11 protein-coding genes and 3 pseudogenes are annotated in these 16,143 nt (G+C 65.2%); 10 read left to right on the top strand and 4 right to left on the bottom strand.

The genetic code is table 11. The annotated features are described in order from the left end of the window. Position 1 precedes the first annotated feature (1 nt). The 10 genes and pseudogenes from A2G06_04320 (at position 2) to A2G06_04275 (ending at position 9,457) form a co-directional block, all read left to right on the top strand. Positions 2 to 790 (top strand): amino acid ABC transporter permease, encoded by a 789-nt coding sequence (locus A2G06_04320; GenBank protein ANA39712.1) that lies wholly within the window; start codon positions 2 to 4, stop codon positions 788 to 790. Beyond that, entirely contained in the window at positions 780 to 1,622 is an 843-nt protein-coding gene (gene glnQ, locus A2G06_04315) for a glutamine ABC transporter ATP-binding protein (protein ID ANA39711.1), read from the top strand. Before A2G06_04320 ends, glnQ begins: the two co-directional genes overlap by 11 nt. Before the next feature lie 210 nt (positions 1,623 to 1,832). Continuing rightward, complete coding sequence (locus tag A2G06_04310) at positions 1,833 to 3,011, top strand: chemotaxis protein (GenBank protein ID ANA39710.1); 1,179 nt, start codon at positions 1,833 to 1,835, stop codon at positions 3,009 to 3,011. Between the two features lie 59 nt (positions 3,012 to 3,070). Next, positions 3,071 to 4,484 (top strand): annotated as a pseudogene (locus tag A2G06_04305) (MATE family efflux transporter). A gap of 113 nt (positions 4,485 to 4,597) precedes the next feature. Beyond that, a complete protein-coding gene (locus A2G06_04300) occupies positions 4,598 to 5,656 on the top strand; it encodes a pyruvate dehydrogenase (acetyl-transferring) E1 component subunit alpha (protein ANA39709.1) in 1,059 nt (352 codons plus the stop codon). 15 nt (positions 5,657 to 5,671) lie between these two features. Continuing rightward, entirely contained in the window at positions 5,672 to 6,634 is a 963-nt protein-coding gene (locus A2G06_04295) for a 2-oxoisovalerate dehydrogenase (protein ANA39708.1), read from the top strand. Positions 6,635 to 6,864: 230 nt separating this feature from the next. After that, complete coding sequence (locus tag A2G06_04290) at positions 6,865 to 8,043, top strand: branched-chain alpha-keto acid dehydrogenase subunit E2 (protein ID ANA39707.1); 1,179 nt, start codon at positions 6,865 to 6,867, stop codon at positions 8,041 to 8,043. Between the two features lie 117 nt (positions 8,044 to 8,160). Continuing rightward, complete coding sequence (locus A2G06_04285; GenBank protein ID ANA39706.1) at positions 8,161 to 8,382, top strand: hypothetical protein; 222 nt, start codon at positions 8,161 to 8,163, stop codon at positions 8,380 to 8,382. A gap of 51 nt (positions 8,383 to 8,433) precedes the next feature. Next, entirely contained in the window at positions 8,434 to 8,889 is a 456-nt protein-coding gene (locus A2G06_04280) for a hypothetical protein (GenBank protein ANA39705.1), read from the top strand. Positions 8,890 to 8,891: 2 nt separating this feature from the next. Then, positions 8,892 to 9,457, top strand: a pseudogene (locus tag A2G06_04275) (cation-binding protein). An 82-nt stretch (positions 9,458 to 9,539) separates the two neighbouring features. Here the strand turns inward: A2G06_04275 and A2G06_04270 are convergent. From A2G06_04270 to A2G06_04255, 4 genes and pseudogenes are all read right to left on the bottom strand, one after another. Further along, the gene (locus A2G06_04270) at positions 9,540 to 9,704 is read right to left on the bottom strand and encodes a hypothetical protein (protein ANA39704.1); all 165 of its coding nucleotides are present in this window, start codon (positions 9,702 to 9,704) and stop codon (positions 9,540 to 9,542) included. 94 nt (positions 9,705 to 9,798) lie between these two features. After that, on the bottom strand, positions 9,799 to 14,301 hold the full coding sequence (locus A2G06_04265) for an RND transporter (protein ID ANA39703.1): 4,503 nt from the start codon (positions 14,299 to 14,301) through the stop codon (positions 9,799 to 9,801). Further along, positions 14,298 to 15,456: pseudogene (locus A2G06_04260) on the bottom strand (efflux transporter periplasmic adaptor subunit). Before A2G06_04260 ends, A2G06_04265 begins: the two are co-directional and overlap by 4 nt. Beyond that, positions 15,453 to 16,094 carry a TetR family transcriptional regulator gene (locus A2G06_04255; protein ANA39702.1) on the bottom strand — a complete coding sequence of 214 codons (642 nt, stop codon included), beginning with the start codon at positions 16,092 to 16,094 and terminating at the stop codon, positions 15,453 to 15,455. The pseudogene A2G06_04260 and the gene A2G06_04255 overlap by 4 nt, the downstream one beginning before the upstream one ends. Positions 16,095 to 16,143 lie beyond the last annotated feature (49 nt).

The following is a 16,143-nucleotide window of genomic DNA, read 5'->3' as shown; positions in this document are numbered from 1 at the left end:
CATGAATCTTCTCTTCGCACCCCATGACTGCCGGGAGGGAGGCGCCGTCCCCCTCCCGGCCCGCATCGTCGGCATCCTCATCGCCTTTTTCCTGGTGACGCTCATCTTTGCCTACGCCTTTCACACCCTCCAGTACCACTGGGGGTGGGAATCGGTCTACGCCTACCGGCAGAAATTCATCAACGGCTGGCTCATGACCCTCGCCATCTCGGCGGCGGCGCTGTTTCTCTCGTTCGCGATCGGTTTCTGCACGGCCCTGGCCCAACGGAGCCGGTTGCTGCCGCTGCGCTACCTGGGCCGGATATACGTGGAGACGATCCGGGGAACGCCGCTGCTGGTGCAGATCCTGGTGTTCTTCTATGTGGTGGCCGACGCTTTCGGCGTAAGCGACCGCTACCTGGTGGGAGTGATCACCCTGTCGCTGTTTGCCGGGGCCTACATCTCGGAGATGATCCGGGCCGGCATCGAAAGCGTGGGCGACTCCCAGATGGAATCGGCCCGGGCCATCGGCCTCACCCGCGCCCAGATCTACCGGTACGTGGTTTTTCCCCAGGCGTTCCGCCAGACCATCCCCCCCCTGGCGGGGCAGTTCGCCTCCATCGTCAAGGACTCGTCGCTCCTGTCAATCATCGCCGTGAGCGAATTCACCCTCAACGCCCAGGAGGTGAACGCCTTCACCTACAGCACCCTGGAAAGCTACCTGCCCCTGGCCATCGGCTACCTGGCCATCACCCTGCCCATCTCGCTCCTTTCGCGCCGGCTCGAGAAGAAATTCCGCTATGCGACTTAGGCTGGCGGGGATAACCAAGCGGTTCGGGAGCCAAGCCGCCCTGGCCGGCCTGTCGCTGGATCTGGCCGAGTTCAAGGCCCTGGCGGTGATCGGCCCCTCCGGCGGGGGCAAGACGACGCTGCTGCGGGTCATCGGCGGGCTCACCGCCCCGGACGGGGGAGAACTGGAGATCGACGGCGAGCGGATCGGGTTCGACGAGGGGAGCCTCCTGGCCCATCGGCGGAGGATCGGCACGGTGTTCCAGGCCTACAACCTTTTCCCCCACCTCTCGGCCCTCGAGAACATCACCCTCCCCCTGACAAAGGTGCACGGCATCCCGCCGGCCCATCGGCGGAGGATCGGCACGGTGTTCCAGGCCTACAACCTTTTCCCCCACCTCTCGGCCCTCGAGAACATCACCCTCCCCCTGACAAAGGTGCACGGCATCCCGCCGGCCGAGGCAAGGGACCAGGCCCTGGCGCTCCTGGAGCGCTTCCAGCTCGCCCCCCATGCGGCCAAGAGGCCGGCCGAGCTCTCGGGCGGCCAGCAGCAGCGGGTGGCCATTGCCCGGGCCATGGCCATCCGGCCCCGGTTTCTCCTGCTGGACGAGCCCACCTCAGCCCTGGACCCGGAAATGACCGCCGAGGTGCTGGACATCATCATGGAGCTGCGCAGCGAAGGCCGCGACATCATCATGGCCACCCACCACATGGGCTTTGCCCGGAGCGTGGCGGACCGCTGCCTCTTCGTCTGCGACGGGATGGCCGTCGACGAGGGGCCCGCGGCGGAGCTGTTCGTCAATCCCCGGAGCGACAAGCTGCGGAACTTCCTGGCAAAGGTCCTCAAGTACTGATCGCGGCGCACGGCGGCCCTCTCCGTCCGGACGGCCCGGTGCCACGGCGCCATCTCACGCAGGATACCGTCCCCCGGTTTTCCGGCGCATCCCGCCATGCCTGATCTTCACGTTTGTTCCGTGCCCCAACTATTTCTCTGGAGAAACAGCGCGGCATGACGATAAGAACAATGGTAATCCAGAACGGGCAGTGCCTGTCGGGGGGCGGTCATGTCATATTTACTGAATCTCTACCTTCACCTGAAGATCCGAACGCGGATCATTCTGCTGTGCGTCTGTTACAGCTTCTGCATCATAGTCGCGGTCGTTGCAGGGCGCGTGTTCTCGACGTCCCAGGCCATCGTGTCCACATCCGTATTCGTGCTTCTCGGGGCTTTGTTCAGTTGGCTGCTCTTCTGGACGGTCAATGATGCGCTCGCGCGGATCATGGGCTATCTGGCCGGGATAACCAGAGGTGATCTGACGGAGACGATCGCTCCCAAACGCAACAACGAGATCAGCGACATCATCCGCTCCATCGGCGGCCTCCAGTCAACCATGCGCGAGATCATCTCCCGGATATCGCAGACATCGGAGGAGGTCGCGCTGGCGTCGCGGCAGCTTCAGGCCAACGCCGACCGGATCGCCTCGGGAACGGAGAATGTGGCATCCCAGGCCAACACGGTTGCCGTTGCCAGCGAAGAGATGGCCGCCACCTCCAGCGACATAGCCGACAATTGCCTGAGCGCGGCGGACAACTCCACCCGCGCCAGCGCTACCGCCCGTTCGGGCTCCGAGGTGGTTCGCCGGACAACGGATTGCATGGAGCGCATCGCCGGCAAGGTCAAGGGCGCGGCCAGGACCGTCGAGGGGTTGGGTTCCCGGTCGGACCAGATCGGCCAGATCATCGAAACCATCCAGGACATTGCCGATCAGACCAACCTGCTGGCCCTGAATGCCGCCATCGAGGCCGCCCGGGCGGGAGAACAGGGCCGCGGCTTCGCCGTCGTGGCCGACGAAGTCCGCGCCCTGGCGGAGCGCACCACCCGCGCGACCCGCGAAATCAGCCAGATGATCAAATCCGTTCAGAATGAGACGAAAGAGGCCATTTCAGCGATCGACGAAGGCGTGGCGGAAGTGGAGAAGGGAACCGAGTACTCGGGCGAATCCGCCAGGTCCCTGGAGCACATCCTCCAGCAGATCAGCGACGTCACCCAGCAGATCAACCAGATAGCGACCGCGGCCGAACAGCAGACCAGCACCACCGCAGAGATATCCAACAACATCCAGCAGATAACCGCCGTGGTTGACCAGACCGCCCAGGGGGCGACGGAAACGGCCGGGGCGGCAGCCACCCTTTCCAGACAGTCGGAGGAGCTCCAGCGCCTGGTCGGCCAATTCAAGCTGTGAGTTCCGCGCGCCGGTGCTGCGTGGTCCCCAAACGGATCAAGGATGGTACTATTAGCAGGATGAAATCCTCTGTCGACCTGATCCGCGATCCCATCCCGCAACTCCTGGTCCGGCTCGCCGTGCCCGTGGGGACCGGCTTTTTCTTCAACACCATGTTCAACGTGGTGGACACCTTCTACGGCGGCCTCATCTCCACCAAGCGCTGGCGGCCCTGTCCCTTTCCTTTCCCCTCTTTTTCATCGTTCTGGCCCTGGGGGCGGGAACCTCCATGGGCGCCACGGCCCTCATCGGCCATGCGCTGGGGAGCGGCAATCGCGAGGATGCCGAACTCTACGCGGCCCAGGCGGTTTCCTTCGGGGTGCTCCACGCCCTGCTCCTCACGGCCGCCGGGCTCGTCGCGTCACCGGCGATCTTCCGGCTCATGGGGGCCTCCGGCGACTACCTGGCCCTGGCCCTGGCTACATGAACGTCCTCTTTGCCGGCAGCATCTTCTTCATGGGCAACTATATTCTCAACTCCATGCTCAATGCCGCGGGCGACACCAAAAGCTTCCGCAACTTCCTGGTGACGGGCTTCTTCTTGAACCTGGCCCTGGACCCCTGGTTCATGTACGGCGGCTTCGGCATCCCGGCCATGGGCATCGGCGGCATCGCCCTGGCCACGGTGATGATCCAGGCCGCGGGCAACCTCTACCTCCTGGGCCGGGTCCGGCGGACCGGGCTTCTGTCGGGGCGGTCGTGGCGGCTGATGGCACCGCGGCGGGAGGCGTTCCGTCGGCTCTTCGGCCAGGGATTCCCGGCAAGCCTCAACATGCTGACCGTGTCCCTGGGCATCTTCGTGATCACCTGGTTCGCGGGACGGTTCGGGAAAGAAGCGGTGGCCGCCTACGGCATCGGCACCCGCATCGAGCAGATCGTGCTCCTGCCGGCCATGGGGCTGAACGTGGCGGTCCTGTCCCTGGTGGCCCAGAACTTCGGCGCGGGAAAGCTGGCGCGGGTGCGGGAGGCCCTGTCCCGGGCTCTGCGGGCCGGACTCCTGATGATGGTGGCCGGGACGGTGCTGATGATGGCCACGGCGGCCCCCCTGGTGGGCCTGTTCACCGACGACCCCGCAGTGGTTGCCCGGGGGGCGGGATTCCTGAGGGTGGAGGCCCTGGTGCTCGGGGCCTATGTGATCCTGTACGTGAACAACTCGGCCCTCCAGGGGCTCCAGCGCCCCGCCTTCGCCCTCTGGATCGGGCTGTTCCGCCAGATTCTGGCCCCGGTGCCGGTCTTCTGGCTTCTGGCCCTGCGGCTCGGCTGGGGACTGCCCGGCATCTGGTGGGGGTTCGCGCTCGTCACCTGGAGCGCGGCGGCCGTTTCCATACTCTACACCCGCCGCGTCATGCGCGAACTGGAGGCGGAGGCCGATCTCCTCCTGGCAGCCAACAGCGGGCCGCCGGCCGCTTCGGGGCCTGCGCCCGGCGGCAAGTGATGCGAAACCGGAACACTCTGGTATCCTTGCTCGTAACACGGCGATGACAACCGGGCCGCGACACCCTCAGTGCCCGGGCCTGCGGCATCATCAACCTGAACGAGAGTGATCCCATGCCCGAAACAACGATTCAGACATTCGGCGTCCGGCGGATCGAGATCATCGCTGCGGACGGCACGGCGGACGAGGCGCTCCTCCCCGGCCTTTCGGGCGACCAGTTGCGGCGGCTCCACTACCTGATGCTCCTGACCCGTACCTTTGACCGCCGCGCCCTGGCGCTCCAGCGGGAGGGCAGGATCGGCACCTACCCCTCGGTGCTGGGCCAGGAGGCGGCCCAGGTGGGGAGCGCCTTCGCCCTTCAGCCAAGCGACTGGGTCTTCCCCTCCTTCCGGGAGATGGGCGCCCACCTCACCCTCGGCTACCCGGTCCACCAGCTCTTCCAGTACTGGGGCGGCGACGAGCGGGGACTACGGACACCGGACGGCATGAACCTCTTTCCCATCTGCGTTTCCGTGGGGACCCACATCCCCCATGCCACAGGGGCGGCGCTGGCGGCCAGGGCCAGGGGCGACCGGTCGGCCGTGGCGGCCTACTTCGGCGACGGCGCCACCTCCAAGGGGGACTTTCACGAAGGGTTCAACCTGGCCGGCGCCCTGAAGCTGCCGGTGGTCTTCATCTGCCAGAACAACCAGTGGGCCATTTCAGTGCCCCTGGCGGCCCAGACCGCCTCCCAAACCCTGGCCCAGAAAGCGCTGGCCTACGGCTTCGAGGGCATTCAGGTGGACGGCAACGACGTGCTGGCCGTATTCCGCGCCACGGGCGAGGCCCTGGCCAGAGCCCGCAACGGGGGCGGCCCCACCTTCATCGAATGCCTCACCTACCGCATGGCCGACCACACCACCGCCGACGATGCGAGCCGCTATCGTCCCCCGGCTGACGTGGAGGCGTGGCGCGACCGGGACCCCCTGCTCCGCTTCGAGCGGTTCCTGGCAAAGCGCGGCCTCTGGAACGGGGATTACGGGGCCGAGGTGCAGGCACAGGCCGAGGGAGAGATCGACGAAGCGGTACGGCGCTACGAATCGGTGCCGCCGCCGGAGCCGGGAGAGATGTTCACCTGCGCCTGCGCGGAGTTGAGCCGGCGGCAGAGACGGCAACAGGAAAACATCCGCTAGAGGAGAGGATGCTCCATGCCTCAACTGAATATGGTCCAGGCAATAAACCTCGCCCTGCGGGAAGAGATGGCCCGGGACAACCGGCTGGTGGTCCTCGGCGAGGACGTGGGCAGAGACGGCGGCGTGTTCCGGGTGACGGAGGGGCTGTTCGAGCAGTTCGGCGGGGAACGGGTCATGGACACTCCCCTGTCGGAATCGGCCATAGCCGGGGCGGCCATCGGCATGGCCGTGTGCGGCATGCGTCCCGTGGCGGAGATCCAGTTCATGGGGTTCATCTATGCCGCCTTCGACCAGCTCGTGGCCCACGCGGCACGCATCCGCACCCGGTCCCGGGGCCGCTTCACCTGCCCGCTGGTTATCCGCACCCCCTATGGCGGCGGCATCAAGGCGCCGGAACTCCACGAGGAGAGCACCGAGGCCCTGTTCTGCCACGTGCCGGGGCTCAAGGTGGTGGTCCCCTCGGGGCCTTACAGCGCCAAGGGGCTCCTGCTGGCCGCCATCCGCGATCCGGACCCGGTGCTCTTCCTGGAGCCGACCCGCCTCTACCGGCTGGTGAAGGAGGAAGTGCCCGAGGGGGACTACACCCTGCCCCTGGGCACGGCCCGGATCGTCCGGCAGGGAGGCGCGGTGACCGTGGCCGCCTGGGGCAGCATGCTCCAGCGGACCATCCAGGCCGTTGAAGGATACGATGCCGAGGTGATCGACCCCATGACCCTGGCTCCCTTTGACTGGGAGACGCTGCTGGCATCGGTGCGGAAGACCGGCCGGCTCGTCATTGTCCACGAGGCGCCGCTGACCTGCGGCCTGGGGGCCGAAATCGCCGCCACCGTGGCGGAGGAGGCGATCCTCCACCTGCGGGGTCCGGTGCTGCGGGTTACGGCTCCGGACGTTCCGGTGCCCCTGGCCCGGCTCATGGACCGGTACCTGCCGTCTCCGGAGCGGATCCGGGCGGCCGTCGAGGAAGTGCTGGCCTACTGATCCGGGTGACCTCTCCACAGGTGTCTCACGGCGGGGGCGGGACTCCTGCGGAGAAACGATCCCGCATCAACCACCAACGGATCAGCCGAAGCGAAAGCGCCGGGAGCAGCGGTTGCGTTCCCATGAAATTCAGCCGGTGACGCGTGGAGGTTTTCGGAGCAGGAGCCCCGCCGACACCGCCAACGCCGGACGCCCCATAGTGCAGCAACGAGTTCTTCCGGGAGGAACCGATGCCGTATGACTTCAAGCTCCCCGATCTGGGCGAGGGCATAACCGAGGCGGAACTGCGCCGCTGGCTCGTGAAGGAAGGCGACACCGTGACCGAGCACCAGCCGGTGGCCGAGGTGGAGACCGACAAGGCAGTGGTGGAGGTTCCCTCGCCCCGGGCCGGGAGGGTCCAGAGTCTTGCCCGGCGTGAGGGCGAAACCGTCATGGTCGGAGAGACGCTCCTGACCATCGCTGTCGAGGAAGAGACTCCCCCCGTGCGAAAACCCTCCGTGGGGATCGTGGGCGAACTCCCCGAGGCGGAGGAAGCCGTCGGGACGCAGCAGCCGGACATCCTCGCCACCCCCCTGGTCAGGAAGCTGGCCCGGGAACGGGGCATCGACCTGGCAACCGTGCGGGGAAGCGGCCCCCGGGGGAGCATCACCCCCGAAGACGTGGCGGGCGCGGGCGCCCCGGTCCGCCCGGATGCCGGCGAGTTCGGGCCGTCGGAGCGGATTCCCCTGCGGGGGGTACGGCGGTCCATTGCCCGCAACGTCATGACCTCCCAGCGGAACACCGCCTTTGTCACCGGAATGGAAGAGGCAGACATCACCGACCTGTGGCACCTGCGGGAACGGGAGCAGCAGGCGGTGGAACAGCGGGGCATCCACCTCACCGTTCTCCCCTTCTTCATCAAGGCGGTCCAGCACGCGCTGCGGGAGCACCCCTACCTGAACGCGGCCATTGACGACGCAGCCGGAGACATCATCCTCAAAAAGCACTATCACTTCGGCATTGCCGTGGAGACCCCAGACGGCCTCATGGTGCCGGTAATCCGCCACGTGGACGCCAAGAGCATCATCGAACTGGCCTCGGAGCTCCAGGAACTGGGCCGCAAGGCCCGGGAGCGGACCATTACCCTGGACGAAATGAGGGGCAGCACCTTCACCCTCACCAACTTCGGCCACTTCGGGGGCGTGTTCGCCACCCCCGTCATCAACTGGCCCGACGTGGCCATCCTCGGCTTAGGCCGCATCGCCGACCGTCCCTGGGTCCACGCCGGCCGCATCGCCATCCGCACGATTCTCCCCCTGTCCCTCACCTTCGACCACCGGGTCACCGACGGGGCCGACGCGGCCCAGTTCCTGCGCAAGGTCGTCAATTACCTGGAAGATCCGGCACTCCTGTTCATCGAAAGCATCTGATCCGAATCAATCCGTTTGTCCGGACTTTTACAATCGCCATTTCTTGACCCACATCATAAAAATTCCTCTCTCAGGGGCGTAAGGTGGAATCATCTGAACGCGAGGGAGGAACAATCAATGAATCTGAAAAACGATCTCGGCAGCCAGGCCATCCAGGACGTGCTTGCATCCTATCCCGAAATCGGGGAAATCCTGCAGCGTTACGACATCGGCTGCGTCACCTGCAAGGTGGGCATCTGCCTGCTCAAGGACGTGGTCTCCATCCACGGGCTTTCGAAAGAGGACGAGGCGGGGATCGAAGCGGAAATAAACGACTACCTGACCAGCAAAGCGGCGTAACACAGGCCACTCATCAACCATTACACCAGTACCCGAAAAGGAGAACACACCATGTCACATCTCGGTTGCGGCTGCCCCGGCAGCATGGCTCGCGTCATCGAACGAGAAGAAACCACTACTAACGACACCGCCCGGACCCCGTCGGCACTTCGCCAGTGGCCGGTCCAGCTCCACCTGGTCCCCCCCTCGGCCCCCTATTTCAGGAATGCGGACATCCTGATCTCGGCCGATTGCGTCGCCTTTGCCCTGGGCTCCTTCCATCAGGACCTGCTCAAGGGGAAGGCCCTGGCCATCGCGTGCCCCAAACTGGACGAGACCGGCACCTACGTGGACAAACTGGCCACCATCTTCCGCGACAACGATGTTAAAAGCGTCACCGTGGCCATCATGGAGGTCCCCTGCTGCCGCGGTCTCGACATCATGGTAAAGCAGGCCCTGGCCAAGGCGGGAGACCCGGTGCCGCTGGAAACCATCATCATCGGCATCGACGGCGAAAGGAGGAACTGACCATGAAGCGCAACATCACCCAGGCCCTGGTTGACGAGCACAAACTGATCCTCCGAATGCTCGACGTACTCGAGCGCAACGCCTCCCTGACGGCGGAAGGCTCTACACCAACTACCGCTTCTATCTCGACGCGGTGGACTTCATCCGCCACTATGCCGACCGCTTCCACCACGCCAAGGAGGAAGACGTCCTCTTCGAGGCCCTGGTGAACAACGGCATGCCCCGCGAGAACAGCCCGGTGGCGGCCATGCTCATGGAGCACGACCGGGGCCGGGCCTACGTGAAGGCCATGGAGGAGGCGGCCACCGCCGCCCTGGCGGGCAGCACCGGGCGTGACGGGGACATCGCGGAAAACGCCCTCGGCTACCTGACCATGCTCCGCGAGCACATCGCCAAGGAAGACGACATCCTGTATCCCCTGGCCGAACGGGTGCTCCCCGAGGAGGTGCGCAGCGGCATCCTGACGGGCTACGAGTCGGCCGAAGCGCGCACCCCGGCCGACTTCACCGAACGCTACGCAAGGGTGGTGGAACGGTACGAGGCAGAGGGACTGACCCGGGCTGCCTGACAGACGCGGACTCCAAACGAAAAAAGGCCCGATTTACCGGGCCTTCCGCTTCTTTTCCATCTGCTTTTCTCTGGCTGCCGCCTCAATCCCCCTCCATGGTGAGCGACACCGGGTCGCAGACATTGGACGGACTATGGGCCTTGGCACCGCACCGTGCGCAGGATACGGTGGCATTGGCCGTCAGGCAGTGAAGGGTTTGGCTGTCTTCCACATTGCAGACCATGTGACGCATCCGATCGCCTTTCATGACCGTTGCCTCCTTTCCGGGAAACGAACCTTCTCCTTCCTGTCTTCATTATATCACTCAGGCATCAACAAGATAACATTTTAGCAACAATCCATTACATCTTGTTCCTGTCCGCGCCCTCTTCGCCCAAGACACCCATGACCCGCTCAAGGTTCACCCGGGCAACGAGGTAGTCCCTGCGCGCCTTGGCCAGATTGCCCCGCGCCTGTCGGAGATTCAGCTCTGCATCGTCAACCTCCAGGCGGATTTTCACGCCCAGCTCGAACCCCTGCTCGGCCATGGCCAGGAGACGCTCCGCTTGGGCGACGGTCCCTTCGAGGGCCGAGACGATTTCGCGCGCCTCCCGGACATTGTTGACGGCATCCCGTATTTCGAGGGAAACGGAGTCCATCAGCTTCGCCTCCTCGATCCTGAGGCTGCGCCGTTCGCTTTCCGCCTGGGCGACCTTGCCCCGCGCCTTAAGCCCGTCAAAGACCGGAAAGCTCAGATACAGTCCCACGTTCCACGCAGCTCCGTCGCCGCGGCCATCCCCGGCTTCGAGCTGGCGCCAGCCGTAACCCGCCTTCAGGTCCAGGCGCGGCTTGTCCTCCGCATCGGCTACCGCCACCAGCTCACCAGCCATGTCGATCCGCCGGCGCAGCTCCTCGAGCTCGGGCCGCTGGCGCCGCGCCACGGCCAGGGCCTCGGCGTGGGAAGGAACCGCCGCAGGCTCGAACGACAGCGCCCCTTCCACGTCGATCTCCTGGTCGAGCGCCAGAAAATAACGAAGCCGGTCCGTGGCCAGCCGCGTCAGGTTTTCGGCCCGGATGACCTCCGGCCGCGCGTTTTCCACCGATACGCCGGCGGCAAGCACATCGTAGTCGGTGGCCACGCCGGCGGCGTACTTGCGCTGGGCCTCATCCAGGTGCCGCCCTTTTTGCTCCAGGTTCTGGCTGCTGATGGCAAGCTGTTCGCGAGCCAGCAGAATATCGTAAAACGCGACCGCCACATCCCGGCGGGCATCCTGCCGCGCCGCGCGGAGCTGCTCGTCCGCGGTCCTGAAGCCGAGATCGGCCGCCCGGATGGCGGCGCTCACCTTGCCCCAGGTGTACAGGGCCTGGGAAAGCTCCACCCCGGCGGCGCGCACATCCTGCCGCGTGGGGATAAAGCCGCCGGCCAGGGCTTTCTGGCTGCGGTCATCCAGCCAAGATGCCGAGCCGGTGATGGTGAACTGGGGCAGCGCCGCGCTCCGCTCCTCCACGTACCGCCCCTCCACCTGCCGGAAGAACTCCCGGGCCTTCGCAATGTCGCGGTTGCGCTCGTCGGCCATGGCAAGGGCCTGGTCGAGGGTCAGGACGCGGATCTCTGCTGCCTCAGCGGAGAAAGCGCCGGTGCCGAGGGTGATGAGGCAGGCGAACACGCCGAAGAACTTCTTCAGGAAAATCCCGCGCGCCTTTTTCAGGATCGAAGCAACCAGCCCCCCCGGCGCGGGACCGCCGGCCGGACCGGTAGCAAGCTCCCCCTCCCCGTTGCCCCGCCACCAGCGCCTGAGCCGGACGGCCAGGTCGTCCGTGTAGGTGTACATGACCGGAACCACGATCAGGGTGAGGAGCGATGACGTGATGAGCCCGCCCACCACGGCGCGGGCCATGGGAGCCCGCCCCTCGCCGCCGGCGCCGATGCCGAGGAATAACGGCAGCATGCCGAAGATCATGGCCAGAGTCGTCATGGCGATGGGACGGAGCCTGGTCCGGCCTGCCTCGATCACCGCCTCGCGGCGCGGCAGACCGTCCCGTCGCCGGAGGACCTTGGCGTAGTCCACCAGCAGGATGGCGTTTTTGGTGACGAGCCCCATGAGCATGATGAGGCCGATGAGCGACATGATATTGATAGTGTCGCCGGTCAGTTTCAGCATCCCGGCCATGCCGACAATGGAAAGCGGCAGCGACAGCATGATTGCCAGGGGCTCGAAAAACGATTCGAACTGGGCGGCCAGGATCAGAAAGACAAAGACAACGGCCAGCAGGAGCGATTCCCCCATGTAGCCGAACGATTCGGCCATGTCTTCCGCCTCGCCCGAAAAACCGATGCTGTACCCCGGCGCCATGGCTATGGTTTTGGAGACCTCCTCCACCTTCTTGACCGCCGTGCCGATGGGAAGCCCGTCCAGGTTGGCCGAAACCGTCACCAGCCGGGACAGGTCGCGACGGTTTACCTCGGAGGGGGTGGCCGCCACGGACTCGGTGCTGACGCTGGCCAGGGGAATCAGCTTGGTGCCGCCGGCACTGTCCGGCACCGAGATCTTCAGGTCGCGCACCTGGGCCGGATCCTGGCGCAGCGCCTCGGGCAGCCTCACCCGCACGTCCACGGCATCGCCATCCTCGTCCTCATAGGTGGTCACGGCCTCGCCCCCCACCAGCCTCGAAAGGGCCGTGACCACGTCGTTGCTGGTGACGCCGGCGGAGAGGGCCTTTTCCCGGTCCACCCGCAGCCGGTATTCCGGCGTGTCGTGCTCCAGGGTCGCGGAAACGTCCACAATCCCCGGAATCGTGTACATCTTTTCCTTGAGCTGGGCCGCGTACGACTTCAGAAGTCCGATGTCGTCGCCTTTCAGGTTCACGTTGAGGGGCTTGGCCGCCCCGCCCACATTACCCACCTTCTCGATGGAGAAGGTAATGCCGGCGATCCGCTGCAGCCGCTGCCTGACCACCCGCTCGACCTCGAACTGCCCCCGCTCGCGCTCCTTCTTCTCCCTGAGCTTCACGTAGAGAAGGCCGTCGCGCACCGTACCCCCGTCGCCGGCGCCGATGGTCGAATAGGTATGGCTGATTTCGGGAATGTCTCCGATGGCAGCCAGCATGGCCTTCAGCCGGCCCTCGCTCTCGGTGATGCTGGCGTTCGGCGCGGCAGTGAAGGACACCTGGAATTCGCTCGTATCCTCTTCGGACATGAAGGATGATTCCAGGGTTCCCATGACGGCGATGCCCAGGAAAAATGTCAGGGCCGCCGTGGCGATGACCGTCCGGCGATGGTCGAGCGCCCAGGCTATTGCCAGGCGGTAACGGTCGGCGGCACGGTCGAACCAGTCGTTGAAGGATTCGAGCCAGCGAGCCAGGCCCCTGCGCTTGCCGTGGGCGTGAACGGCCGGGTCGTGCCAGCGGGAGGAAAGCATCGGGTCGAGGGTGAAGGAGACGAAGAGCGACACCAGCACGGCAAACGAAACCGTGATGCCGAAGGGGAAGAAGAAGCGTCCCACGATGCCCCGCATGAATGCCACGGGCACGAACACCGCCAGAATCGACAGGGTCGTGGCGAACACCGCCAGACCGATCTCGCTGGTCCCGAAGCGGGACGCCTCCATGTGGTCCTTGCCCATCTCCAGGTGCCGGACGATATTCTCCCGCACCACGATTGCGTCGTCGATGAGCAGCCCGATGGAGAGGGAAAGGGCCATGAGGGTCATCACGTTGAGGGTCATGCCCATGGCGTTCATGATGATGAAGGACGAGATGACCGAGATGGGGAGCGTCACCCCGGTGATGACCGTGGAGCGCCAGGAGTTAATGAACAGGAACACGATGATGACGGTGAGGATGCCGCCGATGATGAGCGTCTCCTCCACGTCGGCCAGGGACTGGCGGGTCATGATCGATGAGTCGCGCACCAGGGTCAGCGACACCTCGGGAGGCAGTTCCTTGCGGATTTTCTCCATGACCTTCCTGACGTTGTCCACCACCTGGACCTGGTTGGCCCCGGACTGCTTGTAGATATCGATGCCGATGGCTGGCACGCCGTTGACGAGCGCCAGGGTGCGCCGCTCCTCCACCCCGTCGGAAATGGCGGCCACTTCACCGAGGGTAATGGGGCGCCCCCCCTTCTGGGCGACGACCATGGAGCGGTAGTCCCCCACCAGATCGGGCTTGCCGTCGATCCGCAGGGGGTATTCCGCCCCCTCGCGCGTGATGCGGCCCAGGGGAGTGTTCACGTTTTCGTTCTGGAGCCCCCGCACCACGTCGTTCGCCCCGAGGCCGAGGGATTCCAGCCGCACCGGATCAACCTGAACGTTGACTTCCCGCTTGGCGCCGCCGACCATTTCAACCTTGCCGACACCCGCCACGCTCTCGAAGCGCTTCCTGATCCGCTTGTCCACCAGGGTCGTCAGCTCACGCTGCGACAGGGTCTTGGATTGGATCGCCAGGGCCGCCACCGGCAAGGCATTGAAGTCGAGCTTCTGGATGATGGGGTCCTCGATCCCGGCGGGAAGCTGTCCCCGGACCGAGTTCACCTTGGCCCAGGCTTCCTGGGCCACCTCGTTGGTCCGCTCTTCCAGGCGGAACTCGACGACCACGGTGGAAACACTCTCGCGGGACGTGGAAACCACATGCTTCACCCCGGCGATCTGGTTGACCGCTTCCTCGATACGCTTGGAGACTTCCCGCTCCACGGTCTCCGGCGAGGCGCCGGGGTATTTGGTGACAATGGAGATGACCGGCATCTCCACGTTGGGGTACATCTCCACCGACAACAGCCGATAGGAAAACGCCCCCAGCGTGACGAGCACGAGCATCATCACCGTGGCGAAGACAGGACGCTTGATGGACAGGTCGGACAGGATCATTGCGCAGCGCCCTTCCCGACAACGGTCACGACGTCGCCGTCCTTCAGGTTGAAGCCCCCCCTGGTCACGAGCTGCTCACCGGGGCCGACTCCCCTGACGATCTCCACTTCATCCCCGATCACCACTCCGGTTTCCACCTGCTTCACCTTCGCCACGTTGCCGGCAACGACGAAGACGCTCGCCTTTTTCGACGCGGTATCCCAGGCTGCCAGGGCATCCCTCGGCACCTGAACGACCGCCGGCCGCCGGCCCACAAGGATTCTTCCCTTAGCGAAGAGCCCCCCCTTGAGGAGTTCCCCGTCATTGCGGACCTCCGCGATGACCCGCAGCGAGCGGTCCTCGGCAGAGAGCTCGGGATTGATGAACATCACCGTGCCGGTGAATGTTCTCCCCGGCAGGCATCCACGGAAAACTCCAGGGGCTGGCCGACCATGACCCGCGCCGAGTCGGCCGACGGGATGGTAACGGTCAGGTTGAGCACCCTGTTGTCCACGATGCGGAAGATCGGCTTGCCCGTTGCCGCGTCGCCGGCCAGGTCCCCCACGTTCACGTCCCGCAGGCCACCACTCCGTCCAGCGGGGATACCACGAGCCCCTTGGCCAGGCGAGCCCGCGCCTGGCGGAGCTCCTCCTGGGCCACCCGGATCTGGGCCTGGGCGGCATCGATCCTGGCCTGGGCCGCGGCCGATTCAGTGCGGGCATCGTCCACCGACTGCTGGGTGGCAAGCCCCGACTCCTTCAGCTTGATGATCCGCGCAAGCTCCCGCTCGGCCCTGGTGGCACTCACCTGGGCCTGGGCCAGGGCGGCCCGTGCAGATTCCACCGATGCCTCCGCCCGCTTTGCCAGGGCCTCCGGCTCGGCCGTGTCGATGCGCGCCAGGGGGGTCCCCTTGCGGACCCGTACCCACTCCGTAACGTAGACCTGCTTTACCAGCCCGGGGATCTGGGTTTTGACGTCGGCCGAGAATTTGGGTTCAAGGCTGCCGGTAACCTCGATTCCCTCAGCCAGGTCGCGGGCGGTCACGGGAACCGTTTCCACCGCCAACGCCGGTTTTTCCACCCGAGCGTTCTGCGCCTCGCCATCCTTCGAACATCCCGCAAGACTCCCCACAAAGAACATCCCGCCAAGCACGCACAGTATCCATCTGAAAGTCATCGTTCCACCTCGTCGGCCGTCCGGGCCGCAAATCCGTTCAGGACAAGAGTCAACATGCGCCGCAACCCTTCCCGGTCAATGCCGGGCGGACGGTCCGGACGCCCGCACAACTGCTCCTCCAGGGCAACATTGAAGACCCCGAGCAGAATCCACATCATATCGTCCACCTTTTCCGAACGCAGCTCGCCCGCCTCGATGCCGCCGGAAACCAGTTCCCGAATGGCGTCCTGGAAATGGCGGTGATAGCCCTCGAAGTCGACAAAGGGAGCGCCCTGGGGCGGCCCGTAATAGATGGAGTACATGAGCCTCGTGCCGCCCAGATTCTCCCGGACGAGCATCAGCGTACGGTCGAGCAGATCCACGAGCCGGCCGCACGGGCTCCCGGCAGTGCCCAGACACTCTTCCAGCAGCGCGGTAAAGCGGCCGAACGGCTCGGTCATCAGCTCCAGATAGATGCCTTCCTTGTTGCCGAACCAGTAATAGAGGACCGGCTTGGAAACGCCTGCCGCCTCAACGATCTCCCGCACCGACGTGGCCGCGTACCCTTTTATGGTAAAAAGCTCCGTCGCCGCCGCCAGCAAACGTCCCCGCACAACTGAATCACCATGGTCGGCCCGCCTCTTGTCCCGCTTCACCATTGAACATTTCCTCCCGGACTCCGAATACTACCTACCGGTAGGTACACGA

Source organism: Geobacter anodireducens (assembly GCA_001628815.1).
GTDB classification, from domain to species: domain Bacteria; phylum Desulfobacterota; class Desulfuromonadia; order Geobacterales; family Geobacteraceae; genus Geobacter; species Geobacter anodireducens.
This window is presented reverse-complemented; position numbering and strand designations above follow the sequence as displayed.